General features: G+C 67.8%; 18 protein-coding genes. 13 read left to right on the top strand and 5 right to left on the bottom strand.

What is annotated here, in order from left to right; translation table 11 throughout:
• Nucleotides 1–288: 288 nt before the first annotated feature.
• Nucleotides 289–729, top strand: a complete 441-nt coding sequence (locus tag JL37_RS20830; RefSeq protein ID WP_052097466.1) for a hypothetical protein — start codon at nucleotides 289–291, stop codon at nucleotides 727–729.
• Nucleotides 730–952: 223 nt separating this feature from the next.
• A complete protein-coding gene (locus JL37_RS20825; protein WP_043546465.1) occupies nucleotides 953–3,322 on the top strand; it encodes a mechanosensitive ion channel domain-containing protein in 2,370 nt (789 codons plus the stop codon).
• An 11-nt stretch (nucleotides 3,323–3,333) separates the two neighbouring features.
• Here JL37_RS20825 and JL37_RS20820 read toward each other — a convergent pair whose 3' ends face one another.
• Entirely contained in the window at nucleotides 3,334–4,248 is a 915-nt protein-coding gene (locus JL37_RS20820; protein WP_043546463.1) for a LysR family transcriptional regulator, read from the bottom strand.
• Between the two features lie 150 nt (nucleotides 4,249–4,398).
• Between JL37_RS20820 and JL37_RS20815 the strand changes: the two genes are divergently transcribed.
• From JL37_RS20815 to JL37_RS20805, 3 genes are all read left to right on the top strand, one after another.
• A complete protein-coding gene (locus JL37_RS20815) occupies nucleotides 4,399–5,421 on the top strand; it encodes a tripartite tricarboxylate transporter substrate binding protein (RefSeq protein ID WP_052097464.1) in 1,023 nt (340 codons plus the stop codon).
• Between the two features lie 33 nt (nucleotides 5,422–5,454).
• Nucleotides 5,455–7,059: a gamma-glutamyltransferase family protein gene (locus JL37_RS20810; protein WP_043546462.1), complete on the top strand. Its 1,605-nt coding sequence runs from the start codon at nucleotides 5,455–5,457 to the stop codon at nucleotides 7,057–7,059.
• 278 nt (nucleotides 7,060–7,337) lie between these two features.
• Nucleotides 7,338–13,547 (top strand): autotransporter outer membrane beta-barrel domain-containing protein, encoded by a 6,210-nt coding sequence (locus tag JL37_RS20805; protein ID WP_052097462.1) that lies wholly within the window; start codon nucleotides 7,338–7,340, stop codon nucleotides 13,545–13,547.
• Nucleotides 13,548–13,554: 7 nt separating this feature from the next.
• Here the strand turns inward: JL37_RS20805 and JL37_RS20800 are convergent, their stop codons facing one another.
• Nucleotides 13,555–14,241 carry a LytTR family DNA-binding domain-containing protein gene (locus JL37_RS20800; RefSeq protein ID WP_043546461.1) on the bottom strand — a complete coding sequence of 229 codons (687 nt, stop codon included), beginning with the start codon at nucleotides 14,239–14,241 and terminating at the stop codon, nucleotides 13,555–13,557.
• A gap of 128 nt (nucleotides 14,242–14,369) precedes the next feature.
• Between JL37_RS20800 and JL37_RS30930 the strand changes: the two genes are divergently transcribed.
• The 3 genes from JL37_RS30930 to ptsJ all read left to right on the top strand — a co-directional run bounded on the left by JL37_RS30930 (nucleotide 14,370) and on the right by ptsJ (nucleotide 16,842).
• Nucleotides 14,370–14,783 (top strand): hypothetical protein, encoded by a 414-nt coding sequence (locus JL37_RS30930; RefSeq protein ID WP_231570402.1) that lies wholly within the window; start codon nucleotides 14,370–14,372, stop codon nucleotides 14,781–14,783.
• Entirely contained in the window at nucleotides 14,780–15,448 is a 669-nt protein-coding gene (locus JL37_RS30925; protein ID WP_231570401.1) for a sensor histidine kinase, read from the top strand. The genes JL37_RS30930 and JL37_RS30925 overlap by 4 nt, the downstream gene beginning before the upstream one ends.
• Before the next feature lie 98 nt (nucleotides 15,449–15,546).
• Entirely contained in the window at nucleotides 15,547–16,842 is a 1,296-nt protein-coding gene (gene ptsJ / locus JL37_RS20790; RefSeq protein WP_043546460.1) for a transcriptional regulator PtsJ, read from the top strand.
• Here ptsJ and JL37_RS20785 read toward each other — a convergent pair.
• Nucleotides 16,839–17,384 carry a carboxymuconolactone decarboxylase family protein gene (locus JL37_RS20785; RefSeq protein WP_043546459.1) on the bottom strand — a complete coding sequence of 182 codons (546 nt, stop codon included), beginning with the start codon at nucleotides 17,382–17,384 and terminating at the stop codon, nucleotides 16,839–16,841. The two genes, ptsJ and JL37_RS20785, sit on opposite strands and share 4 nt — an antisense overlap.
• A 122-nt stretch (nucleotides 17,385–17,506) precedes the next feature.
• On the opposite strand from JL37_RS20785, the gene JL37_RS20780 reads away from it, so the two are divergent.
• The 3 genes from JL37_RS20780 (at nucleotide 17,507) to JL37_RS20770 (ending at nucleotide 20,947) form a co-directional block, all read left to right on the top strand.
• A complete protein-coding gene (locus tag JL37_RS20780) occupies nucleotides 17,507–18,373 on the top strand; it encodes an AraC family transcriptional regulator (protein ID WP_043546458.1) in 867 nt (288 codons plus the stop codon).
• A gap of 123 nt (nucleotides 18,374–18,496) precedes the next feature.
• Nucleotides 18,497–19,324 carry a YggS family pyridoxal phosphate-dependent enzyme gene (locus JL37_RS20775; RefSeq protein WP_052097460.1) on the top strand — a complete coding sequence of 276 codons (828 nt, stop codon included), beginning with the start codon at nucleotides 18,497–18,499 and terminating at the stop codon, nucleotides 19,322–19,324.
• A gap of 87 nt (nucleotides 19,325–19,411) precedes the next feature.
• Nucleotides 19,412–20,947 (top strand): PLP-dependent aminotransferase family protein, encoded by a 1,536-nt coding sequence (locus tag JL37_RS20770; protein ID WP_052097459.1) that lies wholly within the window; start codon nucleotides 19,412–19,414, stop codon nucleotides 20,945–20,947.
• A 171-nt stretch (nucleotides 20,948–21,118) separates the two neighbouring features.
• Here JL37_RS20770 and JL37_RS20765 read toward each other — a convergent pair whose 3' ends face one another.
• Nucleotides 21,119–22,327 (bottom strand): benzoate/H(+) symporter BenE family transporter, encoded by a 1,209-nt coding sequence (locus JL37_RS20765; protein ID WP_043546456.1) that lies wholly within the window; start codon nucleotides 22,325–22,327, stop codon nucleotides 21,119–21,121.
• 155 nt (nucleotides 22,328–22,482) lie between these two features.
• Nucleotides 22,483–23,367, bottom strand: a complete 885-nt coding sequence (locus JL37_RS20760; protein ID WP_043546455.1) for a LysR family transcriptional regulator — start codon at nucleotides 23,365–23,367, stop codon at nucleotides 22,483–22,485.
• Between the two features lie 104 nt (nucleotides 23,368–23,471).
• On the opposite strand from JL37_RS20760, the gene JL37_RS20755 reads away from it, so the two are divergent.
• Both JL37_RS20755 and JL37_RS20750 read left to right on the top strand, forming a co-directional pair.
• Nucleotides 23,472–24,845: a dihydroorotase family protein gene (locus JL37_RS20755; RefSeq protein ID WP_043546453.1), complete on the top strand. Its 1,374-nt coding sequence runs from the start codon at nucleotides 23,472–23,474 to the stop codon at nucleotides 24,843–24,845.
• A complete protein-coding gene (locus JL37_RS20750) occupies nucleotides 24,842–26,104 on the top strand; it encodes a Zn-dependent hydrolase (protein ID WP_043546450.1) in 1,263 nt (420 codons plus the stop codon). The genes JL37_RS20755 and JL37_RS20750 overlap by 4 nt, the downstream gene beginning before the upstream one ends.
• Nucleotides 26,105–26,109: the final 5 nt, after the last annotated feature.

The following is a 26,109-nucleotide window of genomic DNA, read 5'->3' as shown; positions in this document are numbered from 1 at the left end:
GGTGGATTGATATTACAGGCGCCGGGACCAGCCGATGCTTCGTGCTGCCGTTTTACAACAACGGAAAAAGAGGGGGGCTTGGGCCGGGCCTTTTTTGGTGCTTTGCACAACGCCGACGGACCGGGCCGCGCCACGGAAATCGTCCCTGGCATAGCGGCGAAGAGTGCGGTTTAGCCCAAAGGGTGAACAGACACTCGCAAAAACCGCCTCTACAATTTCCTGTTGGTTTGAAGGGATACCTTGCGAGTCGAGCCGGGTGACGGGCCCGTCCGGGCCAGGAGGCGTCGCATGAGTTGGGAAGACGACTGGTTGTTGGGCCTGCCCTTGTTCGTCGCGACGATCGTCGTGCACGTGACGGCATTTCTGGCCATGGGCAGGTTGCTGGCATCCGCGCCAGCCCATCTGGCCCAAAGCAAGATCCTGTTTGGGGTTTCCGTCGCGATCTTTGCGTTGTTCGCCGCGGTCGTCCATGCCCTGGAGGCGCTGGCGTGGGCTTTCCTGTATGTGCATATCGGCGCCGTGCCCAACCTGGCCGAGGCGATCCTCTATTCATTGGAGGCGATAACCAGCTATGGGCACGCGCCGGCATTCCTGCCGCCTCACTGGCGGCTCATCGGAGCCATCGAAGCGGTGAACGGACTTGTTCTGTTCGGTCTTACCACGGCCTTCTTCTTCGCCGCGATCCAGAACGGCCGGTCGAGAAACTCGACACGGGCGGGTTCAGTCTGACACCATTTTTTCGCTTCGAAATCGGAGTTGCGGCCGGGTGGCCTTTATCATCGGACCTATGGCGGCCGCGCGCCGCTCCCTGGGCCTTGATCGTATAGGAGACTCTTTAGTGGTTAGATCCGCGACGACAGCATCGATTTCTTTCCTGCCCCGCACGCATGCCGCCAGTTTCTGGCGGCGCCGACGGGAAAGACCGTGGCTGGCGGCCCTGCTGCTGGCAGCGATGCTGTGTTGCGTATCGCTTGGCTGGCAGGCCAAGGCAGTGGCTGCGATGCCGTTGCTGGCGCAGGAAACGGCCGCGCCGGCCTCCGGGCTGACGCCGGCCGCGCTGGCCGACCTGCTGGAAAATCCCGAGGCGCGCAAGGCGCTGGTGGATGAGTTGCGGGGGCAGGCGTCCGGGACGAAGCCGGCTTCGTCCCGCACCGCGGGCGCGGCCGCGCCGCCCGCGCAGCCGGCAGAGCCCGGGCTGCGGGAACGCATGGCCGATGATGTGCAGCGCTTTCTGACTGGCCTGGCCACCGATATGGGGCAGGGCGTGGAAGACATGCGCGCACTGGCTTCGGGACGCAGCCTGCGCATGGACAGCGGCGCCGCGGGCCATGCCCTGCTGCCGTTGGCGCTGGCCGCCGCGGTCACGATCATTGCGTTCATCCTGCTGCGGATGATAGCCATGTACATCTACACCCGCATCGACCGCTGGGTGGCCGAGCAGGGCCGCGCGTCCGATGCGCCGCCGAAACGCGGCGCGCCGGCCTCCATGCGCGTGCTGTACCGGCGCGCGGGGGCCATTGTGGGGGCGCTGGCCATCGACGTGGGCGTGGTGGTGCTTGCCGCCATGGCAGGCGGAGCCGCGGCCCTGTGGAGCACGCCCGGGCGCGGGACGCTGGATGCGTTGGCGGCCGTGTTCCTGAAGGCTTTCGTGTCGGTGGAGATCGTCAAGGTGGCGGTCCGCACGGTATTCGCCGTCAAGCATCCGCACCTGCGCCTGCTGCCCATGGCCGACGAGCATGCCAAGTACTGGAATGCCTGGCTGCTGCGCATCGTCGTGGCGGCCGGCTACGGCACGCTCCTGGTCGATCCCGTGGTGTCGGCCTCGCTGTCGCCCGCTCTGGGCAGGCTGGCCAACCTGATCATCATGCTGGCGGTGTACGCATATGCCGTGCGCGTCATCTGGCGCAACCGCCAGACGGTGCGCGAACGCCTGGACCGCCGCGCCGCCAGCGCCACCACGTTCATGGGATCGCGCTTGCACATCCTGTCGCGAGTGTGGCATGTGCTGGGCATCGGCTATTTCACGATTCTGCTGGTCGTCAGCCAGATAGACCCGACCAACGCGCTGCCATTCATGGCCCGCGCCACCGCGCAGACGCTCCTGGTCATCGGCGTGGGCAGCCTGCTGATCCTGCTGCTGAACGCCGTGCTGGCCAAGCCGATCAAATTGCCGGCGGACCTGCGCCAGCGCCTGCCGCTGCTGGAGGCCCGCGTCAACGCCTACGTGCCGGCCATGTTGAAGCTGATCGGCCTGATCATCCGCATCGTCCTGGTGCTGCTGGTCCTTGACGCCTGGCACGCCTTCGACCTGTCGAGCTGGTTGGCGTCGGATGCCGGCGGCGCGGCCATCAAGATGGTGCTGAACATCGCCATCGTGCTGCTGATCGCGGCGCTGGCCTGGACCGTGGTCGCCAGCGTGATCGAGCACCGGCTCAGCCAGAGCGAAGGGCGGGGCATGCCCAGCGCGCGCGAACGCACGCTGCTGGCGCTATTTCGCAACGCCGCGCTGATCGTCATCGTGACGATGACGCTGATGGTGCTGCTGTCGCAGATCGGCATCGACGTGGGCCCGCTGATCGCCGGCGCGGGCGTGGTCGGCCTGGCCATCGGCTTCGGGGCGCAAAAGCTGGTGCAGGACATCATCACCGGCGTCTTCATCCAGCTTGAGAACGGGATGAACGAGAACGACGTGGTGCAGGTCGCGGGCGTGTTCGGCACGGTCGAGAAGATGACGATACGCTCGGTGGGCATCCGCACGCTGGACGGCGGCTATCACCTGGTGCCATTCTCTTCGGTGGACGTGGTGGCCAACCATATGCGCGACTTCTCGTACCACCTGGGCGAATACACCATCGCCCACCGCGAAAGCGTGGACGACGCGATCGTGCACCTGCGCGCGGCCTTTGCCGAGCTCATGACCGACACGGTGCTGGGGCCCGAGATCCTGGAAGAGATGACGGTCGCAGGCGTCACGGCGGTCAACGAAAAGGGCGTGACCATCCGGATCCTGATCAAGACCACGCCCGGCATGCAGTGGGCCGTGCAGCGCGGCTACAACCGGCTGTTGAAGAAGCATTTCGACGCCGCGGGCATCGAGCTGCCGTACCCGCACACCGTGGTGTACTTCGGCCAGGACAAGCGGGGGTTCGCGCCGGCGGCCAACGTGACGCTGCAGGCCGAACGCCCCGACGAGGGCGAGGATGCCCGCGCGGCGGGGCACACGCGCCGCCGCCTGGAGCCGCAAGCGCCCAGCGAGGACTCGGCCGAGGTGCTGGGCAACGAGCTGGAGGCGCGCGAGGATCCCGACGCGCCGCGCGCGTAGCGATACGCGGGTCAGGCGCGGGGGCCGCCGGATTCGGCGGCCAGCGCCTGGATCATGTGCCGCACGAATCTCTCGGTGGCGTCGGGTAGCGTGACGTGGCTGGCGGTCTGTATCTGCAGCGTGCGTTCGGCGAACACCGGCTGTTGCAGTGCGACCGCCACCAGCGCGCCGCTGGCCAGCGGTTCGGCGAGCGTGATCTCGCCGGCCAGCGTAATCGCATGGCCGGCCTCGACGATGGCGCGGGTGACCGAGGAAGAGTTGCTGGAATAGGCGACGTCGAAGGGCGGGCCGTTGCCGTTGGCGGCGGAGTTGTCGAACAGCAGGCGCACGGTGGTGCCGGAGTCGGTCAATGCGATCGGATAGTGGCGCAGATCGTCCAGCGAGAGGCTGGGGCGCCCGGAGAGGGGGTGGCCAGGAACCATGATCGCGCGCACGGGCGACACGATTTCGTAGCGCACGTCGATGCCGCTGCCGGCATTGATGCTGAAGGCCAGGCCTACGTCGATGGCGCCGTCGCGCAGGCGCTGGGTGACCACGCCGGGCGAGGCGATGTGCACCTGGAACGCCACCTCGGGATGCTGGCCGCGGTAGGCGCCCAGGATGCTGGGCAGAACGTTGCGCGCCACGGCTTCGTTCGAGCCGATGCGGATGGTGGTCAGCTCCGCCTGCCGCAGGCTGCGGATGTCGCGCAGCACATGTTCGGAATCCATGGCGGCGCGGCGCGCGTAGTCGGCCAGCAGCTCGCCGGCCCGCGTCAGCACCATGCCGTGAGGGCGGCGCTCGAACAGCGCCGCGCCGCAATCGTGCTCCAGCTTCGCGATCTGCCGGCTGATGGCTGAAGGCGCCACGTGCAGGGCGGCGGCAGCTTCCTTGATGCTGCCGCCCCGGACCACTTCGAGGAAATAGCGATGCGCGGTGCTGAGCATGGATTTGATTCTAAAAAATGCAATCAAGATGCGAATTATTGATCTTGATTGCCTAAACAGCAATTCATAGAATGGATTTGCCTATCGGCGGCCGGATGAGCGGACAGAGAGCCGAGGCCGGCCGCGTTTTCATGGACCAAGGGGAATCGCATGTCCATTGCCGTCTGCAAATCGAATCTCACCGGATCGCGCCCGCTGGGCCGCGGTCTCCTCACGCGCGCTCTTGCCGCGCTGGCGCTGTCGTCGGCCATGGCCGGAGCGCTTGCCGCAGACTTTCCGCAGCGTTCCATCCAGCTGATCCTGTCGTTTCCGCCGGGCGGAGCCACCGATGTGCTGGCGCGGGAACTGAGCCAGCGGCTGGGCGATACGCTGGGGCAGTCCGTGGTGGTGTTGAACCGCCCTGGCGCGGGCGGGCTGATAGGGATGCAGGCGGCGGCAAGGTCCGAGGCCGATGGCTACACGCTGTATATCTCGTCCGTAATGTCCAACTCCATCTACGAGGCCCTCAACGGCAAGCAGCAGGTGTCGCTGGACGGAGATTTCGATGCGGTGGGCGCAATTGCAAGCGCGCCGCATATCCTGGTCACGCCCTCCAAGCTCGGCATCAAGGATTACGCCAGCCTGGTGTCCTACCTGAAGGCAGCGCCGGGCAAGTACAACTACGCCTCGATGGGAGCGGGCACGCTGTCCAACCTGGAAGCCGAGATATTCAAGGAACAGACCGGCGTGGATGCGCTGCAGATCCCTTACAAGGGCAGCAGCCAGGCGCTGCCCGAGGTGATCTCCGGCGCGTCGGTATTCATGTTCGATAGCGTCACCAGTTCCTTGCCGCACAAGCAGGGCGGACGCATCGATGTGCTGGGCGTGGCGTCGGCCAAGCGCCTGCCGGTGATGCCCGAGGTGCCCACGCTGAAGGAGCTGGGCGTGCAAGGGCTGGAGGCCGAGAACCTGTTCGCGCTGATGGCGCCGCGCGGCACGCCCCAAGACAGGCTGGACATCGTGGCCCGGGCGTTGGCCAAGGCGCAGGACGACGCGGCCTTCCGCAAGGCGATCGAAGCCCAGGGTTTCCAGATCAGCGAGATTCCCGGCGCGGCGCTGCCGCGCTTCATCCTGGACCAGCAGGCCTTCTGGAGGGACAAGGTCAAGGCCTTGAACATCAGCGCCGGCAAATAGCGGCGGCAATTCCGAACTTCCGAACCGACACCCATGCCCATTCCAAACGATCCCTTCTGGCAGCTTCCCTATCCCTCGCAGCGCATGCCGGTGCTGGCGGACAACGTGGTCAGCACCTCGCAGCCGCTGGCCAGCGCCGCAGGCCTCCAGATGTACGCGCGGGGCGGCAACGCCGTCGATGCGGCCCTGGCAACCGCCATCGCGCTGACCGTGGTCGAGCCGTGCATGAACGGGATCGGCGGCGATATGTTCGCCATCGTCTGGCACGAGGGGCGCCTGCACGGCCTGAACGCGTCGGGACGGGCGCCGGCCGCATGGGAAACGGAGCGCTTCGCACACCTGGACGGCATGGATCCCATTGGTTGGGGCAGTGTGACCGTGCCCGGCGTGGTGTCCGGATGGCGCGCGATCTGGGAGAAGTTCGGTTCCCTGCCGTTCGAGGACCTGTTCGAGCCCGCCATCCGCTACGCGCGTGACGGCTACCTGGTGTCGCCCACCGTTCACCGGCAATGGCAAAAGCAGGTGCCGCGCCTGAGCGGGCAGCCGGGCTTCGCCGAATCCTTCGCGCCGGGCGGCCGGGCTCCCTTGCCGGGCGAGCGTTTCCGCTGCCCTGGGCAGGCGGCCACGCTGGAAAGCATTGCCCGCAGCAAGGGCGAAAGCTTCTATCGCGGCGAGCTGGCGGCGGCCATCGCGGCCCATGCCCGCAATACCGGCGGCTACATCACGCAAGCCGATATGGAGCGCCATCGGGCGGATTGGGTGGAACCCATCGGCATGCGCTACCGCGACCTGGAATTGTTCGAGATCGGTCCCAACGGCCAGGGCATCGGCGCCCTGATGGCCCTGGGCATGCTGGAGCGCTTCGATCTGCGCGAGAGCGGCCGCGATACCGGGCGCACACTGCATCTGCAGATCGAGGCCATGCGCCTGGCGTTCGCCGATCTGTACGAGCACGTGGGCGATCCGGATCACATGAAGGTATCCAGCGCGCAGCTGCTGGACCCCGCGTATCTGGCCGAGCGGGCCAGGCTGATCGATCCGGGGCGCGCCGGGGCGCCGCGCCCCGGCAATCCGCACAGCGGCGGAACGGTGTACCTTACCGCTGCCGATCAGCACGGCACCATGGTGTCGTTCATCCAGTCCAACTTCAAGGGCTTCGGCTCCGGCGTGGTGGTGCCGGGCACGGGCATCGCCCTGCAGAACCGGGGGTGGGGCTTCTCCACCAAGCGGGGCCACCCCAACGTGGTCGCGCCCAACAAGCGGCCGTTCCACACCATCATTCCCGGCTTCCTGATGAAGCAGGGAAAGCCCTTGATGAGCTTTGGCGTGATGGGCGGATCGATGCAGGCGCAGGGGCATTTCCAGGTCACGAGCCGGTTGGCGGACTTCGGCCAGAACCCGCAGGCGGCCAGCGATGCGCCGCGCTGGCGCGTCAAGGACGATAACGTCGGCGTGGCGGTGGAATGGAACTGCCCGCCCGAGGCCGTGGAGCAGTTGCGCGCCTTCGGTCATCAGGTCGACGTGGCGCCGAGATTCGACCTGGAGTTCGGCAGCGCCCAGATGGCCATGCGGCTGGAGCAGGGCGGCTATCTGGCGGCATCCGATCATCGCAAGGATGGGTATCCGATAGGGTATTGAGGCGCCGCATGGCGAGCGGGATGCGAATGCGCCGGCCCGTGGGCCGGCGCATTCGCTTACGAATACCTGCCGTTCGAATGAAACAACTATTTTCAAAAAAGGGCTTCGAGGCCGCGCAGCCGATGGCGGCGCGCCGTTTTGTCGAGCCGAATCCACGTTTCGTCGAAAAACGCTGAGACCTGTCTTGGCGCGGTGATAAAAATCGAAACTTCTTCGATTTGAATCGAAACAGCCTCCAGCTGATTGTGACGGCCGGAGCTGCCCGCAAAGGATTAGCGATGAAGAAGCTGACGACCAGCCTGACGATGCGCAGAAGTGTAGCGACGGTATTCGGACGGGACCCCAGGCCGGCGCGGCCGCATTTCAGCCTGCTTTCCTCCATGTCGGTCACGGCGGTGGGGCTGATCCTGGCCCAGCCGGCCATGGCGGACGTCTCCTGCCCCACGCCCAATTCTTCGACTTCATCGGTCACCACCTGCACTGTCGATTCCAGCGCAAGCGGCAACCTGACCGTCGATTACACCGGCCCCACGGGTACCGGCACCAACGGCGGCGGCTATGGCGGCAACTATATCGTGGTGAACAATGGCTACCTGGGCCCGAGTCCGCAGCAGGCGGTGCTGCTGGTGCGCCTGAAAGGCGGCACCGGTTCGCCGGACGGCGACGACGGCGGCACGTTCGGGGGCTGGGGCGGCACGATCACCATCACCAGCAACGAATCGATTTACGCCAACGGCACTCCCACGGAGGCTGCACAAGGTTCCGCGCCGGGAGTCTGGGACGACAGCAGCGGCCAATTCGGCATTTACGGCGCCTCGGTGGGCGGCACGGGCGGCACTCCGCCGGACGACATCGGCGGCGGCAGCGGGGGCAGCGGCGGCAACGGTTCCCCGGTCACGATCAGCAACAACGATAGCGTCACGTTGGTGAGCCTGCCCTATGGCGGGGTGGGCATCTACGGGGCCAGCATCGGCGGGCTGGGCGCCGACCAGATGAGCGCCGCGACGGGCGACCAGGTAGGCGGCAATGGCGGCAACAGCGATATCGTCAACATCACCAATAACGGTTCGGTCTCGGTGTCGTCCAACAATGCGGGCCGGTATGCCTGGGGCGTAGGCGCGGAATCCATCGGCGGCGCCGGCGGCGTGGCCAACGGCTGGGGCGGCACGGGCGGAGGCGGGAACCCCGACGGCACCACCATCGTTACGAACAACGGAAAGGTGGACGTGCAGGTCGAAATCCCCGGCAGCGCCACCAGCAATCTCCTGACCAACGGCGTGCGCGGGCTGTATGCCACCAGCCAGGGTAATGCCGGATTCGCGTCCACCGACGGCAGCGACAACGGCGGCGCGGGCGGCGGGTTCGGCACGGTCGCGGCCGTCAATAACGGCCAGATCACAGTCACCAGCTACTCGGTGCCGGCGCCGACGACCCTGGCGAGCCTGTCCGGCGGCATCGTGGTGGTTGGGCTGGGCGGCAATGGCGGCGACGGTCCCGATACCATCACCAACACCACTGGCGAGATCGCCGGCGTGGGGGGCACGTCCAAGTACGTGGCGAGCGTCACGCTGAACAACGGATCTTCGATCACGACCACAGGCGATTATCTGCCTGGCGTCAGCGTGGTCAGCCAGGGCGGCAACGGCGGGGCGGGGCGCGAAGACAGCAATGGGGCCGACGGCGGCAAGGGCGGCCCCGTTCAGATCGGCATGAACGGCACTGCCAAGATCACGACCTACGGCGCGCAATCGCACGGCATTGCCGCGCGCAGCTACGGCGGCGGGGGCGGCGGCGTGCTGACCAGCAGCGGCCTTGTCGATTTCACGCCCGAGAACGCGGGCGTGGGCGGCGCGGGCGGCACGGTCACCGTGGCGACCGGCGATGCCTCGGCGAATGTCGCCGGTGGCACGATCGTTACGCAGGGATCCAATGCGATCGGCATCCTGGGCCAGTCCATGGGCGGCATCGGCGGCACCACCACCGGCAATTTCGAACTGTTCGGAGATGCCGGAGCCAATGCCGGCAGCGGCGGCGCCAGCGGCACCGTCAATATCGACAGTCTCACCACCATCTCGACGTTCGGATCTTCGGCGCACGGCATCGTGGGACAGGCCATCGGCGGGGGCGGCGGCACGGCGGGCCCCAGCAGCGGCATCATCGCGGTGGGCGGCGCGGGCGGGAGCGCGGTCGCCGGCGGCACGGTGACCGTCACTCAGGGCGGCAACCTGAGCACCTCGGGCTCCGCGGCCATAGGCATACTGACCCAATCCATTGGCGGCGGCGGCGGGGATGGCGGCGGCGCCAATGGCGTGGCCGTGATCGGCGGCTCGGCTGGTGGCGGGGGGGCGGGCGGCAATTCGACGGCTAAGCTTACCGGATATACGGTTTCGACCGGCGGCGATCATGCCTATGGCATCGTTTCGCAGGCGATCGGCGGCGGCGGCGGGACGGGCGGCGCGGCCTCGGCCTACGATGCCGGCGTGGGGTTCTCCATGGCGGTGGCGGTCGGCGGCACGGGCGGCGGCGGCGGCAGCGGCGGGGTGGCGCAGGCCAACGTGAGCAACGCCAGCGTGAAGACCAGCGGAAGCGACGCGCATGGCGTGATCGCGCAATCGATCGGCGGAGGCGGCGGCGCTGGCGGCGCGTCCGTGGCCCAGGCCATGACCATTGCGGTGCCTACCGAGGATGCCTCGTTCGGCGTGGCTGTCAGTTTCGCCATGGGCGGCACGGGAGGCTCGGGCGGCTCCGGAAACTCGGCAACGGCAACGCTGACCAACGCCGGGGTCTCGACGCAGGGCGCGAACGCGCAGGGCGTGATCGTGCAGGCCATCGGCGGGGGCGGGGGCATGGGCGGCAGCGCGTCCGCCACGTCGACGGTGATCGGTACGGGCGAATCGATCGGCGGGTCGCTGCAGGCGTCGCTGGGCGGCAGCGGGGGCAGCGGCAACACGGGCGGCAGCGCGACGCTGACGATGACGGGCAGCAATGTCTCCACGATGGGCGACTCCGCCAATGGGGTCCTGGTGCAGAGTGTGGGCGGCGGCGGTGGGGCCGGAGGTGTGGGATCGGCCACGGGCCGCAGCGCCAATACCGACGCCAATGTGTCGATCTCGATGGCGCTGGGCGGCACCGGAAACACGGGTGGCTTTGGCGGGCTTGCCAGCCTGACTATCGATTCGGCCAGCTCCGTGACCACGCATGGCGACGGCGCGCGGGCCGTGCTGGTGCAATCCATCGGCGGCGGGGGCGGCGCATCGCAGGGAGGCCAGGTGGGCCTGGAAGTCCAGGCGACCGAAGAGGACAGCACCACGGACTTCAACGGTTCCGTGGAAGTTGGCGGCGGGGGCGGCGGCGATAGCGGCGTGATCGATTTGAACAGCGACGGCAATATCACCACCTATGGCGCTGATGCGGACGGCCTGCTGGTGCAGAGCATTGGCGGCTCCGGCGGCCTGGGCGGCGCGGTGGGCGGCAATAGCGCCACGACCTCTCCGCTGCCTTCGGTGAACGATTCCGGAACCACTTATCAATTCCATGTATACGTGGGCGGGACGGGCGGGGGGAGCGGCAGTGGCGGCGACATAGGGAGCAGCAGCGCGCCCGCCATCCTGGGCGCATACACCCAGACCTACGGTGACTATGCGGACGCGGCGGTGGTGCAATCCATCGGCGGGGGGGGCGGCGCGGGCGGCGCCTCCACGGTGTCGTCCAGCCTTTCCACGTCCAATGTGACGCTGGCGGTCGGCGGCCGCGGCGGCGGCGGCGGGGGAGGCGCCATCACGGCCGCACTGAATGACGACGGCGGCAATGGTTTCAACACTGCCGGCTACGGCGCGGCGGGTATCGTCCTGCAGTCCATCGGCGGGGGCGGCGGCATGGCGGGGTCCGGATCCCCGCGGGCGAGGGGTCAATTGTTGCTGGGAGGCATGAGCGGGGACGGCGAAAGCATCACCGTCACGCCTGGCAGCTGGGCCAACATCGAAACGAAGGGCGATAGCGCCTACGGCCTGGTCGCGCAATCGATCGGTGGCGGCGGCGGCATCGCCATGGCGGGCAGCGCCGGTTCGGCGGCAACTCCCGGCAGCCTGCAGTTCGGGATGGTCGCGGGCAACAGCGGCGGAGGCGGCTTTGGCAGCTCCGTTAAGATTTCCACAGGCTTGAGTCTGAACACCTACGGCGACAGGGCGATGGGGGTCATCGCGCAGTCCATTGGCTCTGGCGGCGGCATCGCGACCTCTGGCGCCGCGGACGGCGTGAGCTCGCTCCAGCTGGGCAGCCAGCGCAACACCGGTTTGGGCAGCAGCGCCGGCGGCGTGAGACTCGACCTGACCGGCAGCGTGACGACGCGAGGAGCCGGCGCCCACGGCATCGTCGCCCAATCCATCGGCGGGGGCGGAGGCATCATCGGCGATGTGTCCCAAGCCATCCAGTTCAATTCGCAGGGCTTCAATAGGCAGTCGGTGTCGGTCAACTCCGAGGGCGGCGGGGGCAACATCGTCAACGTTTCCTTCAACGGCAGTCTGATCACCTCCGGCGCCAATGCGCACGGCATTGTCGCGCAATCGGTTGGCGGCGGCGGCGGGCTTGCCGGTGGCCCGCAGGGGGGATTCGCGGGAGCCGCCGGACAGAATGGCACTGCGAGCCCCGTCTCCGTCGAGCAATGGGGAACCTTGAATGCCACGGGCGAGGGATCGGCGGGCGTCTTCGCGCAAAGCGACGGTCAGGCACGGGTAGAGCCGGTTGGGGTCGTCGTCAACGGAGATGTGCAGGGCGGCTCAGGATCGGGCAGCGGCGTGTGGATCGCCGCAGGCAAGAAAAACCAATTGGCTGTACGTGCCGGCGCCTCGGTGGGCGCCTTGTCGGGCGTGGCCGTGCGCTACGACGGCTACGGCGCCTCGTCGGGTTCCAGGCTGACCATCGATAACGCCGGCAAGCTGGCCGGCAGCACGCTGTGCCACAACGGCGACGGCAGCAACGCCTGCATCTTGAACAACCAGGCCGGCGCTGTCGCGACCGACGCCGTTGCCTACAATGCCGACGTCCACAATGACGGGCTGATCGTGATCGGCAAGCCCGGCCAGTTCCAGACCCTTACCGTCAGCGGCAGCCTGACCCAGTCCGGCAGCGGCGTGCTGCGCGCGGATGTGGACTTCGACAAACTGCGGTCCTCACGCATGGTCGTGGAGGGCGACGCCAGCCTGGCGGGAGGCATCGACGCGCTGCCGCAGGCGCTGCTGCCCAATCGCGAGCTTTCGGTCGTGACGGTGCAGGGGAGTTCGCAGGGGGCGCTTACCGCGGTGGACAGCCCGGTCTATGACTACGAAGCGCGCCAGATCGGGCCGGACACCCGCATTCGCGTTGCGTCGGCCAATTTCAGCGCGCCTTCCATGGAGTTGAAGGGAAATCAGAGCGAGGTCGCTGGCCACCTGCAGCGCATCTGGAACGCGGGCGGAAATTCCGCGCTGGCGCCGCTCTTCGCGCAGCTGGACCTGGCGTCGCGCCAGGGCGCGGGCGCATATGGCGACAGCGTCGCCAACCTGTCTCCGGGCGTGACCATCGCGCCGGCCGTGCAGTCCGCCGCCAACCTGGGGCAGTTCACCGGGGCCATGATGTCGTGCCCGACCTTCACCGGCGTGGACGCGCTGACCGGAGAGCAGAACTGTTTCTGGGGCCAGGTTACCGGCCGGGCCACGAACCAGGATGGCAGCCGCGGCACGGCGGGTTTCGATTACGACACCGTTACGTACCAGTTCGGCGGCCCGCGCGAGGTCAGCCCCGGCTGGTTCCTGGGCGGGTCCGTGGCCTACGAGAACAGCCACGTGCGCGCCAGCGACGGCAGCGTGCGCGGCAACGGCGACAGCGGCTACGCCGGGGTGGTGCTCAAGCGCGAGGAGGGGCCGTGGGTGTTCTCGGCCGCGCTGGGCGGCGGCTACGGCGGTTATCGCATGGACCGCGACATCGACATCGCGGGCTACCAGGACACGCTCACCAGCCGGCCGGACGTCTACGGTTTCAACGCGCGCCTGCGCGCGGCGCGCACCTTCGCCTACAGCAACATGTACGTGAAACCCTACGTGGACCTGGACTTCAGCTACAGCCGCATGCCCGCATACACGGAATCGGGCTCCAATCCGCTGGCGCTGTCGGTCGACAGCAGCGACCGCTTCATCATGGGCGTGTCGCCCATGATCGAGTTCGGCGGCCGGTCGGAACTGAAGAACGGCGCCATGCTGCGTCCATTCCTGTACGCGGGCGTGTCCTTCCTGTCCCAGGACGACTGGACCTCGAGCGCGCGCCTGCGCGGCGCCCCGGCGGGCACGGGATCGTTCGACACCACGCTGCCCATCGACGACGTCGTCGGCAGGGTAGGGGCGGGCCTGCAGGTGATGAATGCGGGCGGCGTGGACTTCCGCCTGCAGTACGACGGGCAATTCTCCGAACACGTGCGCAGCAACAGCGCAACGCTGAAGGTGATGGTGCCGTTCTGAGCGGCGCTCAGGACTGCGCCACGGCCCGCCGCAGCCGCAGCGATGCGACGCGGCCCAGGACGACGGGCGCGACGTCGTTGATGAACGCCACTTCGGTCTGGGAACCGGAAAGCTGCGACAGATGGGAGATATGCTCGAGATTGATGATGATCGACCGGGACAGGGCGCAGAAGGGCGGGCATGGAAGCTGCGCCGCGAGCCGCTTGAGCGTGATGTGCATCAGCTCGTTCGCGCGCTCGGCGCCGCACAGAAGCACGTAGTCTCCCTGGGCCTGCGCGAGCGTCAGCTCGTGGATCTTGATGAGTTTCGTGCCGGCCTTCGTCCGCATGGACAGGTAGCCCGCCGAGCGGGGGCGCAGCCGCGCCAGGGCCTGGACCAGCCTGTCGGGGCGCACGGGCTTGAGCAGGTAGTCGACCGCTTCGACGTCGAAGGCGCGGGCGGCGTAATCGTCGTGCGCGGTGACGAACACGACCGCCGGCGCCGGGCCGGGGCCATGCAGGAGGTCGAATCCGGTGCCGGACGTCAGTTCGATATCCAGGAAAACGGCGTCGGGGCGAAGCTGCCGCAGCAATGCCTGAGCCTGTTCGACGGTGGCGGCTTCGCCCGCGACCTGGACTTCGCCCGCGGCTTCGAGCAGGCGGCGCAGGTAGCGCCGCGCGGGGGCTTCATCGTCCACGATCAGCACGCGCAGCATTTTCCTCCTTGCCGCCCGGACGGGGCGGGTATAGTTTTCCGGTCCAGCACGCGGGTAAATATAAGGCCATATGCGGTGTTCAGTGAACCCTGTCCATCGCGAAAATCCGGCTTCGAGAGGGGGCGTCCATGATCTTCACATCCGTCAGCCAGGAACTCAGCCAGGGGGATTCCGCGCCGGGGTTCTGGCGCGCCCAGATCGTGGGGTGGATGTTCCTGGCGTTCGTGGGGTTCTTCATCCGCCTGGCCGTGTTCGGCAATGCGGTCGTGGCGTTCTGGCTCACGCTGGGCCTGGAGCCGCTGGCGTTCGCGATGACCAGCGCGGCCGCTGTGCTGCACGGGCGGCGCTCGGACAAGGCCGATGCGCCGCTCCTGGTCCTGGCCTGCGCGGTGCTGCTGTGCCTGGCCGCGTCCGCGCTGCTGGCGCTGATCGCCTACGGCATCCACGGCCTGTTCGCTTCCGAAACGATCAGGGTGGTTCCCGGCAACCAATACCGGCTGGGCTTCATCTACTACATGGGGATCTGTCCATCTGGACATTGATCTATTTCGGCGTGTCGGCGGAGCTTGCAGCGCGCACCGAGCGCCTGTCCAAGATGCGGGCCGAAACACGGTCCCTGAGGCTGGAGCTCGAACACCTGCAGTCGCAGATCGAGCCTCACTTCCTCTTCAACGCGCTCAATACCATCGTGGCTGAGATCGCCGAGCGGCCCGCCATCGCCGAGGAAATGACCCGCAGCCTGGCTGGCTACCTGCGGTATTCGCTGGACAGGCGGGGGCGGGGGCTGTCCCGGCTCGAGGAGGAAATCGAAGCCGCGCAGGCCTACATCCGCATACAGGCCTTGCGGTTCGACAAGCGGCTGGAATGCCGCTGCCAGATAGACCCGGCCACGCTGGAGATCAATATTCCCCGCATGACGTTGCAGGGCCTGGCGGAGAACGCCATCAAGCACGGCATGCGGGCCCAGCACGACAGGTTCCAGATCCGGATCCGCACCCGGCTCGCAGGCGACGAGTTGATCATTGAAGTCGACAACCCCGGACAATTGCAGGCGCCCTTCGACCTCGCCAAAGGCGGTGGCGGGCTGGGGAATCTCTGCCGCCGATTGGCGCTGCGATACGTGGACAGATACGCTTTCTCGCTGGAGCAGCGAGGCGAGAGGACCGTGGCCGAGATCAGGCTCAAGGGGAGTCCGGAAGCCTTGTAGCGCGCTTTCGCCGGCTATGCAATCGTGTCAAACTCGCGCATTGATTCGATCTGGCCTCAGGGCTGCCTTCGCCTGGAATGGCATTGTCTTGGGACGATATGAAAATACAAGGAAAGACCGCCGCCGAGATCTTCGACTGCGTGCGCGCGCTGCTGCAATCGGGGCAGCTGCGGCCGGGCCAGGCCCTGCCCCCCGTGCGGGACCTTGCGGCCGAGCTGGACATCAACCGCAATACCGTCGCCGCGGCCTATAAGCGCCTGGCGTCCGCGGGCATCGCGGTGACGCAGGGGCGCCTTGGCACCCTCATCCGCGAGCCCTCCGGCCCCGGCGAGCAGGAGGGCGCGCTGGCCGATACGCCGCTCGTGGACCTGGCCAGCGGCAATCCGGGGCGGGCCTGGCTGCCGGACATCACCGCGGCGCTGGCCATCCGGCCATACGTGCCTCGGCTTTACGGCGAACCCACCGTCAACCCGGGCCTGGAAGCCTATGCGCGGGCCTGGTTCGCGCCGGATTGCCCCGCGCCTTTCGAGGTCGACCTTACCCATGGCGCGGTGGACGCCATCGAACGGTTGCTCGGCTCGCACCTGGTTCCGGGCGACAAGGTGGCCGTGGAGAACCCCTGCTTTCTCAGCAGCATCAACATGCTGCGCATCGCCGGCCTGCAGGCGGTCGGGGTGCCGGTCGACGCCGAGGGTATGCAGGTCCAGGCCCTGGAGGACGCGCTGGCCAGGGGCGCGCGGGCGGTCATCCTGACGCCGCGCGCGCACAACCCGACCGGCTGCAGCCTGAGCGCGAAGCGCGCGCGGGCGCTGGCGCGCGCGCTGGCGAAGCATCCCCAAGCAATGGTCATCGCGGACGATCACTTCGCGTTGCTGTCCGGCGCACAATACCACTCGGCGCTGCCGGCGGGCGCGCAGCGCTGGGCGCTGGTCAGGTCGTTGACCAAGGCGCTGGGGCCCGACGTGCGCGTGGCCATGGTTGCGAGCGATCCCGCGACGTCCCGGCAACTGCGCGGGAGGCTCGCGTCCGGCACCAGCTGGGTAAGCCATCTGCTGCAGGATATGGTGGAGGTCACGCTGGGCCGGCCCGAGGTGGCCAGGCAGATTGCGCAAGCTCGTGAAGACTATGCCCGGCGCCGGCAGGCGCTGGAGGGCGCGCTGCGCGAGCAGGGCGTTTCTTGCGCGGCCCAGGGTGACGGCCTAAATCTCTGGATCCCGCTGGACGGCGGCGGCCAGGCCGTGGCCCTCGCCCTGGCCCAGCGGGGCTGGCTGGTGCGCCATGGCGATGCCTTCGCCGTCCAGGATCCCGTCGAAGGGCTGCGCATCACGGTGACGGAACTGGAGCCCAGCCAGTGCCGGGAACTGGCGCGCGATATCCGCGCCAGCCTGGGTTAGGCGGCTCGCCGCAGCCTCACCGCCGGGAAATCCACCGGAACGGCGAAGGCCACATTGACGTAGTTCGTGAACAGGTTCAGCGCCACGTGCGCAAGCATCTCCACGATCTCCTGGTCGTCGAACCCCGCTGCGCGCACGGCCTGCACGTCGGCGTCGCTCAATTGACCGCGGGCCTCGACCAGCTGCAGCGCGAAGCGCAGCGCCGCGGCGGTCTTGGGATCGGCGGCATTGCCGGCCTGGGCGGCGGACATTTCCTCGGCGCTGGCGCCTGCCTTGCGGCCCAGCGCGGTATGGGCCGCAAGGCAGTACTCGCAACCATTGCGGTCAGCCACGGCCACGGCGATCTGCTCGCCCAGCCTGGCGGGGATGACGCCCGCGCCCAGCGCGCCGAACGCGCCCCACATGCTTTTGAGCGCCGCCGGAGAGTTGGCGACGGCCCGGAACATATTGGGCGTGGCGCCGAAGGCGCCTTGGACCTGCGCCAACAAGGCCTGGCGGTCGGCGGTGGTGTTGCTGGCATCGATAAGAGGGACTCGGGACATGTCGGTAACTCCTGAAATAAGGAAGAAGGCCATCCCTATCGGGTGGTTGATTGAAATCTTACGTAGTATTGCTGGACGATAAGTGCTTTAATTTCCATAAATATTGTCCATTCGTCCAAATCATGAGTGACCCTGCCATTTCCCAGGTAGACCGGCTGTCGGCGCTGCTGGACCGCTTCCGCGTGCGCGCCACCCTGTTCCATACGGGCGCGCTGTGCGGCGCCCAGGCTTTCGAGGCGGTGCCCGGGCGCGGCTTTCTGCACGTTTTGCGCCGCGGGGCGATGGAATTGCGGCATCGTCCAGGTGAAGCCGTCGCGCCGCGCCTGCGCCTGGACGAACCTACCTTGCTGTTCTATCCGCGCGCCTTGCGCCATGAATTCGTGAATCCGCCCGTGGACGGCCCGGATTTCACCTGCGCGGCGCTCGACTTCGATGGAGGCGACCGCAATCCCCTCGTGCAGTCGCTGCCGCCCTTCATCCGGGTGCCGCTGGACGCGGTCGATGGCTTGAGGCCGGCGCTGGACCTGCTGTTCGCCGAAGCCGATCACGTGCGCTGCGGCTCGCGCCTGCTGGCCGACCGGCTGTTCGAAGTCGTGCTGATCCAGCTGCTCAGATGGATCGTGGACCATCCCGAGGAGGCCGGCGTGACGAGCGGCCTGATCATGGGCCTGTCGGACCCGCGCCTGGCGAGGGCGCTGGTGGCCGTGCACCGGTCGCCTTGCGACGAATGGCCGCTCGCGAAAATGGCGGAGGTCGCGGGCATGTCGCGCAGCGCCTTCGCGGCGGCGTTCAAGCAAGCCACCGGTTCCACGCCGGCGGCCTATCTGACGGATTGGCGCCTAAGTCTTGCGGCGTCCATGATGCGTTCGGGCCGGCCGGTAAAACAGGTCGCGGTGGAGCTGGGCTTCGCCAGCGCGTCTTCCCTGTCCAAGGTGTTCAGGCAGCGTTTGGGAGCGTCCCCGCGCGTTTGGCTGGCCGCCAAGGGCTAGCGCGGCGCAGCCCCAAGGTTGCGTTCATATCGATAGGTCATTATATTGTTTGACCTATGACAAAAACCAGGGCCGGCGCGGATCGCATCCGGTCCGCGTTACGTTCCTACGCGAGGTGCAGGCATGAACGACGACATCCAGGGCCTGGGCGGCGGCACCCAGACGCAGCACGACCAGCATGGCCTTTGGCCGAAGGCCGAAACGGTCGAGGACTTCCGCCGCAACCTGGACACGGTGCACGCGCGCATCGCGGCAGCGTGCCAACGCGCCGGACGCGATCCCGCAAGCGTGCGCCTGCTGCCGGTCAGCAAGACCGTGGAAGAGGCGCGCATCCGGCTTGCCTATGAGGCGGGATGCCGCTACCTCGGGGAAAACAAGCTTCAGGAAGTGTCGCGGAAGTGGGAAGCCATGGCCGACCTGGCCGACTTGAAATGGTCGGTCATCGGCCACTTGCAGACCAACAAGGCCAAGCTCGTGGCGCGCTACGCCGCGGAATTCCAGGCGCTGGACAGCCTGAGGGTGGCGGAGGCGCTCGACCGCAGGCTGCAGGCCGAAGGGCGCGCGCTGGACGTGTTCGTGCAGGTCAATACCTCCGGTGAGGCCAGCAAGTACGGCCTGCATCCGGACGAGACGGCGGCCTTCCTGCGGGAGCTGCCGGCCTTTCCGGCGCTGCGCGTGCGTGGACTGATGACGCTGGCGGTGTTCTCCGCGGAACCCGCGCGCGTGCGCCAATGCTTCATCCTGCTGCGCGCGCTGCGCGACCGGTTGCGCCAGGAAGCCCCGGACGGCATCGGCCTGGATGAACTGTCGATGGGCATGTCCGGCGATTACGAGATCGCGATCGAAGAAGGGGCAACGGTGGTCCGTGTCGGGCAGGCGATCTTCGGCGCCCGCAACACGCCCGATTCATTCTACTGGCCGGCGGAGCCGGATGCAGGCACTGCGGCCTGAAGGCCGGCAGCGGGGTACCGCCAGCGCGCGACCGTGGATAGAATGGCCGGTCTTCACAGGCTAGATTGATCCTATTGGGCAGACCGCATGGCAAAGACATTCGAGCTCGAGACGCTGAAGATCCGCCTGAACGACGAGGACCTCCAGCGCCTGGACCTGAACCAGCGCATCCAGCGTGCGCTGCGTGCACTGATACTCGACACCGCGCTGGGTCCGGGCGTGAAACTGCCCGCGACCCGCGTCCTGTCGAAATCGCTGGGCGTTGCCCGCGATACCGTCGAGAATGCCTACGTGCAATTGCATCGAGACGGCTACATCGTGCGCCGAGAAGGCTCGGGCAGCTACGTGTCCGACTCGGTGGGCACGCAGTTGCGCGGCGCGGCGCGCGGGCGGGCTCGGCCCGATCCGGCAAGCCGCGCTGCGGAACCGGGGGCCGGCCTGAGCCGGCGCGGCAGGATGATTCTGGACAGCGGCGGGATCGCCGACCAGCAATCGATCAAGGCATTCGCCACCGGCCTGCCGGAAACCCGGAACTTTCCCGTCGACGTCTGGGAGCGCCTGCAACGGCAGGTGCTGAAGGATTACCGCGCCAGCGTCTTGCTTCATGGCGACCCCCAAGGCGCCGAACCGCTGCGCAAGGCCATCGCCGCCTATCTGAACCTGGAGCGCGGGGCCAAGGTCGCCCCGGAACAGATCCTGGTCCTGAGCAGCACGCGGCAGGCCTTGTACCTGTGCGCGCAACTGCTGGTGGACGCGGGCAAGCCCATCCTGATGGAGAATCCGGGCTACTTCGGCGCAAGAAAGGCGTTCGAGTCCGCGGAGGTCCGGATCGTGCCCATCGACGTCGACGCGCAGGGCATCCGCACGGACCTGCTGCGGGCGGATCGCAGTGGGGCGAACTGCGTCTACGTGACGCCGTCGCACCAGTATCCGACGGGCGTCACGCTGTCGTTGGCGCGCCGGCTGGAGCTGACGGGCTGGGCCGCCGCGAACGGCAAATGGATCATCGAGGACGACTACGACAGCGAGTTCCACTACGATGGCCTGCCGACCGCCTGCGTGCAGGGCCTGGACAGGCATCAGCGGACCATCTATCTCGGCACGTTCAGCAAGACGCTCTACCCCGGCCTCCGGATGGGATACATGGCGCTGCCGCAGGAGCTGGTGGGCGCTTTTTCACGCGCGCGCAGCATCATGGATGGACATACCCCCCAAGTCCTGCAGCTGACGCTGGCGCGCTTCATGGAGCACGGCCATTACAACGCCCACGTCAGGGCGATGCGCAAGCTCTACGCCGGGCGCAGGCAGGCGCTTTTCGAATCGATAGACAGGCATCTCGGCGGCATCGCGACGGCCATCCGGCCGCCGGGCGGGCTGCAGATACCCTGCTTGCTGGAACGCGGATGGCAGGAAGAGGAAACCATCCGCCTGGCGGCGGCCGCCGGCGTTAAGCTGGCCGGCCTGGAGCGGCTATACGCGGGCGCGCAACGGCGGCAGGGCTGGCTGCTGGGCTATGCCGCGTTGACGACCTACGAGATCGAGGCCGCGATGCTGCGCCTGGCCAACGCGCTGGCTGGCCGGCGGCGGCTCGGCCCAGGCCGCCGGCTGGCTCGATCTCAATAGGGCAGGGGAAAGCGCCTGGCGATGCCGCTCGGCATCGACGGCGCCCCAGATGTCGGGGTCGGCCTGTCGCAGGGGAAGGGCGTTGACGGCGGGCAGCGCGAGTCCGTCCGAATGGGCAGTTTGGGGGTGGCGGGTCCAGTGTAGGAAAGGGATGGGAGGGAATCGCGGGCGCTATGGCTTGGCCGGGCCGGCGGCCAGCCGGGGCTGCCCGCCATGGATCAGCAGGTGCGCCGTCAGGCCGGCCACCAGGCCCCAGAACGCGCCGCCCACGCCCAGCATCGTGACGTTGGCGGCGGTGGCCAGGAAGGTGATGAGCGCGGTTTCGCGGGTGCGGGCGTCGGCCACCGCGTTCGCCAGGCTGCCGCCGATGGCGCCCAATAGCGCCAGGCCGGCCAGCGTCGTGATGAACGCCTTGGGCAGCACCATGAACAAGGTCGCCAGCGTGACGCCGAAGGTGCCCACCAGGATGTAGAACAGTCCGCATGCCAGCCCTGCCACGTAGCGCTTGGCGGGATCCTCGTGCGCGTCCCTGCCCGTGCAGATCGCCGCCGTGATGGCCGCCACGTTGAAGGCGTGCGCGCCGAACGGCGCCATGACGAGCGACCCGAGGCCCGTCACGGTAAGGATGGGATTCGCGCTGGTCCGGTAGCCGTCGTTGCGCAGCACCAGCATGCCCGGCATGTATTGCCCGGTCAGCGTGATGACGAAGAGCGGCAGCGCGACCCCCAGCAGGGCCTGTAGCGAGAACCGGGGCATTTCGAACACCGGCGCGGCCAGGCTGAGATGGATCGCCGAAAAATCGATCCTGCCCTGCGCGATGAGCAGGCCCACGCCGATGACGAGAATGCCGACCACCGCGAAACGCGAAGTGAAGCGCTTGAGCAGAGCATAAGCAATCACCAGCACGATCACCAGCGCCGGATCCATGCTGGCGCCGCCGAAAGCATTGACGCCGAATTGCAGCAGGATGCCGGCCAGCAGGCCGGCGGCGATGCCGCCTGGAATCATGCGGACGAGCTTCTCGAAGGCGCCGGACAGGCCCAGCACGATGAAGCCCAGCGCCGAGACCATGTAGGCGCCGATCACTTCGCCATAGGACGTGAAGGGCATCACGGTAGCCAGGAAGGCCACGCCGGGCGTCGACCACGCCGTGATGATGGGCGCCTTGTAGCGGAAGCTCAGCAGCGCGCCCGTGACGCCGACGCCGATGGACACCGCCCACACCCAGGACGCGGTCTGGGCCGGCGACAGCCGGGCAAGTTCGGCGGCCTGGAACACCAGGACGAAGGTCCCCCCGTAGTTCACCAGCACAGAGATCAGGGCGGCGACGGTGGGGGAAAAGAAATCGGCGGGTCGAAGGCCGGGCGGCGATGCATTCATGGGTCACTCCGCGTTCGTCTGAAGCCCGGCTGAATGGCCAGCGGGGCGAACGGGAAGTCTAGGATCGTCGTGGCCGGTTGGTTCATGCCACATTCGGAGAGATGGGCAGACCGCTTCGACCGGCCCGGGCGCTGGCAGCGGCGCGGCTTACCTGATCAGGGCGTGAGCGTCTTCAAGGTTTTGAGGAAGTCTTTCGCCGGCCGGCCCAGTGGCTCGTACAGGAGGTGGAAAGCGTCCACGTTCACCCGCACGTCGGTGGCCAGGGGCTTGACCACCACGTCGGTGTGGGCCAGCCGCGACGCGGTCAGCGTATCCACCAGCGCGATGCCGGTCTGCTCCTCCGCCAGGGCCCAGGCGACGTGGGCCTGCTGCACCTCGATGCTGAAGCGCAGCAGGCTGCCGGCGCGTTCGGCCACGTCGCGCAGCGATTGCGCGAATGGGATATCCGTGGCGTAGCCGATCAGTTTCTGTCCTTCGAGGTCCTGGACCAGGATCTTGCGGCGCCTGGCGAGCGGATGCGATCGCGGGATCGCCACCGACCAGCCAGTCTCGCACAGCGGATGTACGCGCAGGTTGGGGTGGCCGATGGGCATGTGGGCCACGCCGATCTCGAATTGCCGTTCCAGCAAGGCCTGCAGCAAGGCGCCGGGGCTCATGGTCCGCAGGACGACCTGCACGTCGGGGTGCGCGCGCGCGAAGGCGCTGATGGCGCGCGGCATCAGGGACTGGCTCAGGTTGGCGCTGCAGGCCACGCGCAGGTACGCCGTGCGCTGGTGGATCAGGTCTTCGGCCACCTCGTTGACGCGCGTGACGTATTGATAGAGCGAATCGACTTCCATGAAGAGCCGGTTGGCTTCGGGCGTGGGGTAGATGCGCCCCTTGATGCGCTCGAACAATTGAATGCCCAGGCGCTGCTCGGTGTAGGCGACCAGCCGGCTGACGGCCGGCTGGGACACGTTGAGCACCTTGGCCGCGCCGCTGATGGAGCGCGCCAGCATGATGGCGCGGAAAACTTCGATCTGACGCAGGTTTATTTTCATTTCCGATCGATAACACGAGATTATGAAAATGGCACAAATAAGCATAAGCCATTGTGGCTTGTCCTTCCTATACTGCCTGCTCCCCTGTCTTGAGGATGGCTGACGTGAGTGACTTCGACTTGGTGGTGCGCGGCAATATCGTGGATGCCGACGCCGTCGTGCAGGACGGCTGGATCGGCATCCGCGACGGGCGGGTGGCGGCCCGCGGGCAATGCCTGGGCGGGTCGGATGCCCCCATGGCGCGGGACCGCGTCGATGCGCGCGGCCTGTGGATCGTGCCCGGCGTGGTCGATGGCCAGGTCCATGCGGCCAGCCAGGCCAACCAGGAGGGCCTGGGCCATGCGTCGCGGGCGGCGGCTGCCGGCGGCGTGACCACCATGGTCGATATGCCCTACGACGATCCCGAACCCGTCGCTTGCCGGGCCAGCCTGGACGCCAAGATCGCCGAGGTCGAGCGTGACTGCCATGTGGACGTGGCGCTATACGGCACGCTCAACGATATCCACGGCCTGGGCGCGGCCGGTGGCCTGATCGAGGGCGGCGTGTGCGCGTTCAAGTTCTCGACCTTCGAGGCCAGCCCTGGCCGCTTCCCCCGCGTCGAGGAAGATATGCTGTACGAGGCCTTCCGGCTCATCGCGCCCTCGGGCCTGGCTTGCGGGGTGCACAACCAGAACCAGGAGCTGACCCGCAAGAACATTGCCCGCATGGTCGAGGCCGGCGATACCGGCTGGGACGCCTTCATGCGCGCGCACACGCCGCTGATCGAGAACCTGGCGACCGCGGGCATCTACGAGATCGGCGCCGAGACCGGGGCGCGCGCGCACGTGGTGCACGTTTCCACCGCGCGTGGCTTCGAGATCCACGATATGTACCGCCGCAGCGGGCACGCCGTCTCGATCGAGACCTGCGTGCAGTACCTGATGCTCAATCATGAAGAGCACACCCGGCGCTTCGGCGCCAAGACCAAGCATTACCCGCCGATCCGGCCCAAGGACGAAGTCGAGCGGCTGTGGACCCACATTGCCCGGGGCGACTGCACCTTCGTGTCATCGGACCACGTGAGCTGGGGCCTGGAGCGCAAGCAGAACCCCAACGTCTTCAAGAATTCCTCCGGCGGGCCGGGCCTGGAAACGTTGCTGCCGGCCTTCTGGACGGGTTGCGAAGACCGCGGCATTTCGCCCACGATGGTTACGCGGCAGCTGAGCGCCAATCCGGCGCGTCATTTCCTGCTGCACGATCGCAAAGGCGGGCTGGCCGTGGGGCAGGACGCCGATCTGGCGCTGCTCACGCCGGAGCGCTACGCGTTCGACCCCGCCGGCAGCCTGTCCGCCGTGCAGTGGAGTTCGTTCGAGGGCATGGAATTCAGCGTGCGAGTCAGCGCCACCTATTGCCGCGGGCGCTTGGCCTACGACGGCGCGATCCGCAATGAGGCGGGCTTCGGCCGCTTCCTGCGTCCCGCAGCGGGAGCCTCGCGTTGACCGCCGCTCCCCGCATCGACGCGGACCGGCTGTGGCAGCGGGTGCAGCGGCTGGCCGAATTCACGCGCCCAGGGGCGCCCTGGACGCGCCGCGCCTTCGGCCCGGAGTTCGCCGCCGCGCGCGCCTGGCTGGCGGAGTCGTTCCGCGAGGCCGGACTGGAGACGCGGGTCGACGCGGCGGGAAACCTGATCGGCCGCCGGCCCGGGCGTCGCGGCGGCCTGCCGCCGCTGGCGACGGGCTCGCATTGCGATACGGTGATCGACGGCGGTCGGTTCGATGGCATCGCCGGCGTGCTGGCCGGGCTGGAGATCGCGCATTGCATGCAGGAAGACGGCCTGCGCTTCGAGCATCCGCTGGAGATCATCGATTTCCTGTCCGAGGAGCCCAGCGATTACGGCGTGTCCTGCGTGGGCAGCCGCGCCCTGGCCGGCGCATTGACGCCGGACCTGCTGGCGCAGGAGGATCCGGCGGGCGAGACGCTGGCGCAAGGCATTGCCCGCATCGGCGGCGACGTCGCGGCCATCGGCTCGGCGGACCGCCGCGGCACGCCCAACGCCGCCTTCGTGGAGCTGCACATCGAGCAGGGGCCGGTGCTGGAAAGCCGCGGCCTGCCGATAGGCGTGGTCAGCAGCATCGTGGGCATCCGCCGCGTCGCGATCGAGGTGCTGGGGCGCCCGGACCACGCGGGCACGACGCCCATGGACATCCGGCGCGACGCGCTGGCCGGCGCGGCCGAGATCGTCCTCGAAGCGCGCAACCGGGCGAACGTCTATCTGGGCGGCCCAGCCTACGTGGTGGCGACGGTGGGCCGGCTGGAAATGACGCCGAACGTGGCCAACGCGGTGCCCGGCGCGGTGCGGATGACGCTGGAGGTGCGCAGCGGCGACAGCGCCGTGCTGCGCGTCTTTCCGGAACGCGTGCTGGAGGCGGTGGAGCCCCGGCTGGAAGCAGCCGGACTGCGCGCGTCGATGCGCGCGCTCACGGATGCGCAACCCACCGACTGCTCGCCCGCGGTCATGCGGACGATCGGCGAGGCCGCGCAGGAACTGGGGCTTGCGAGCATGGTGTTGCCCAGCGGCGCAGGTCATGATGCGGCCTACATGGCCGCGGCAGGCCCGATGGGCATGATCTTCGTGCCCTGCCTGAACGGGCGCAGCCATTGCCCGGAAGAGTGGCTGGAGCCCGGGCAGTTGGCGGACGGCGCCCGGGTCCTTTATCAGACATTGCACAAACTCGACCGCGCGTTGGCGCGGTCCTGAACGAC

The sequence above is a fragment of the Achromobacter sp. RTa genome (assembly GCF_000757485.1).
In the GTDB taxonomy this organism is placed as follows: Bacteria; Pseudomonadota; Gammaproteobacteria; order Burkholderiales; family Burkholderiaceae_B; genus Achromobacter.
This window is presented reverse-complemented; position numbering and strand designations above follow the sequence as displayed.

Bases quoted from the DNA above. Each gene is read 5' to 3' on its own strand.
- JL37_RS20830 (WP_052097466.1), top strand. From the start codon at position 289: ATGAGTTGGGAAGACGACTGGTTGTTGGGCCTGCCCTTGTTCGTCGCG.
- JL37_RS20825 (WP_043546465.1), top strand. From the start codon at position 953: ATGCTGTGTTGCGTATCGCTTGGCTGGCAGGCCAAGGCAGTGGCTGCG.
- JL37_RS20820 (WP_043546463.1), bottom strand. From the start codon at position 4,248: ATGCTCAGCACCGCGCATCGCTATTTCCTCGAAGTGGTCCGGGGCGGC.
- JL37_RS20815 (WP_052097464.1), top strand. From the start codon at position 4,399: ATGTCCATTGCCGTCTGCAAATCGAATCTCACCGGATCGCGCCCGCTG.
- JL37_RS20810 (WP_043546462.1), top strand. From the start codon at position 5,455: ATGCCCATTCCAAACGATCCCTTCTGGCAGCTTCCCTATCCCTCGCAG.
- JL37_RS20805 (WP_052097462.1), top strand. From the start codon at position 7,338: ATGAAGAAGCTGACGACCAGCCTGACGATGCGCAGAAGTGTAGCGACG.
- JL37_RS20800 (WP_043546461.1), bottom strand. From the start codon at position 14,241: ATGCTGCGCGTGCTGATCGTGGACGATGAAGCCCCCGCGCGGCGCTAC.
- JL37_RS30930 (WP_231570402.1), top strand. From the start codon at position 14,370: ATGATCTTCACATCCGTCAGCCAGGAACTCAGCCAGGGGGATTCCGCG.
- ptsJ (WP_043546460.1), top strand. From the start codon at position 15,547: ATGAAAATACAAGGAAAGACCGCCGCCGAGATCTTCGACTGCGTGCGC.
- JL37_RS20785 (WP_043546459.1), bottom strand. From the start codon at position 17,384: ATGTCCCGAGTCCCTCTTATCGATGCCAGCAACACCACCGCCGACCGC.
- JL37_RS20780 (WP_043546458.1), top strand. From the start codon at position 17,507: ATGAGTGACCCTGCCATTTCCCAGGTAGACCGGCTGTCGGCGCTGCTG.
- JL37_RS20775 (WP_052097460.1), top strand. From the start codon at position 18,497: ATGAACGACGACATCCAGGGCCTGGGCGGCGGCACCCAGACGCAGCAC.
- JL37_RS20770 (WP_052097459.1), top strand. From the start codon at position 19,412: ATGGCAAAGACATTCGAGCTCGAGACGCTGAAGATCCGCCTGAACGAC.
- JL37_RS20765 (WP_043546456.1), bottom strand. From the start codon at position 22,327: ATGAATGCATCGCCGCCCGGCCTTCGACCCGCCGATTTCTTTTCCCCC.
- JL37_RS20760 (WP_043546455.1), bottom strand. From the start codon at position 23,367: ATGAAAATAAACCTGCGTCAGATCGAAGTTTTCCGCGCCATCATGCTG.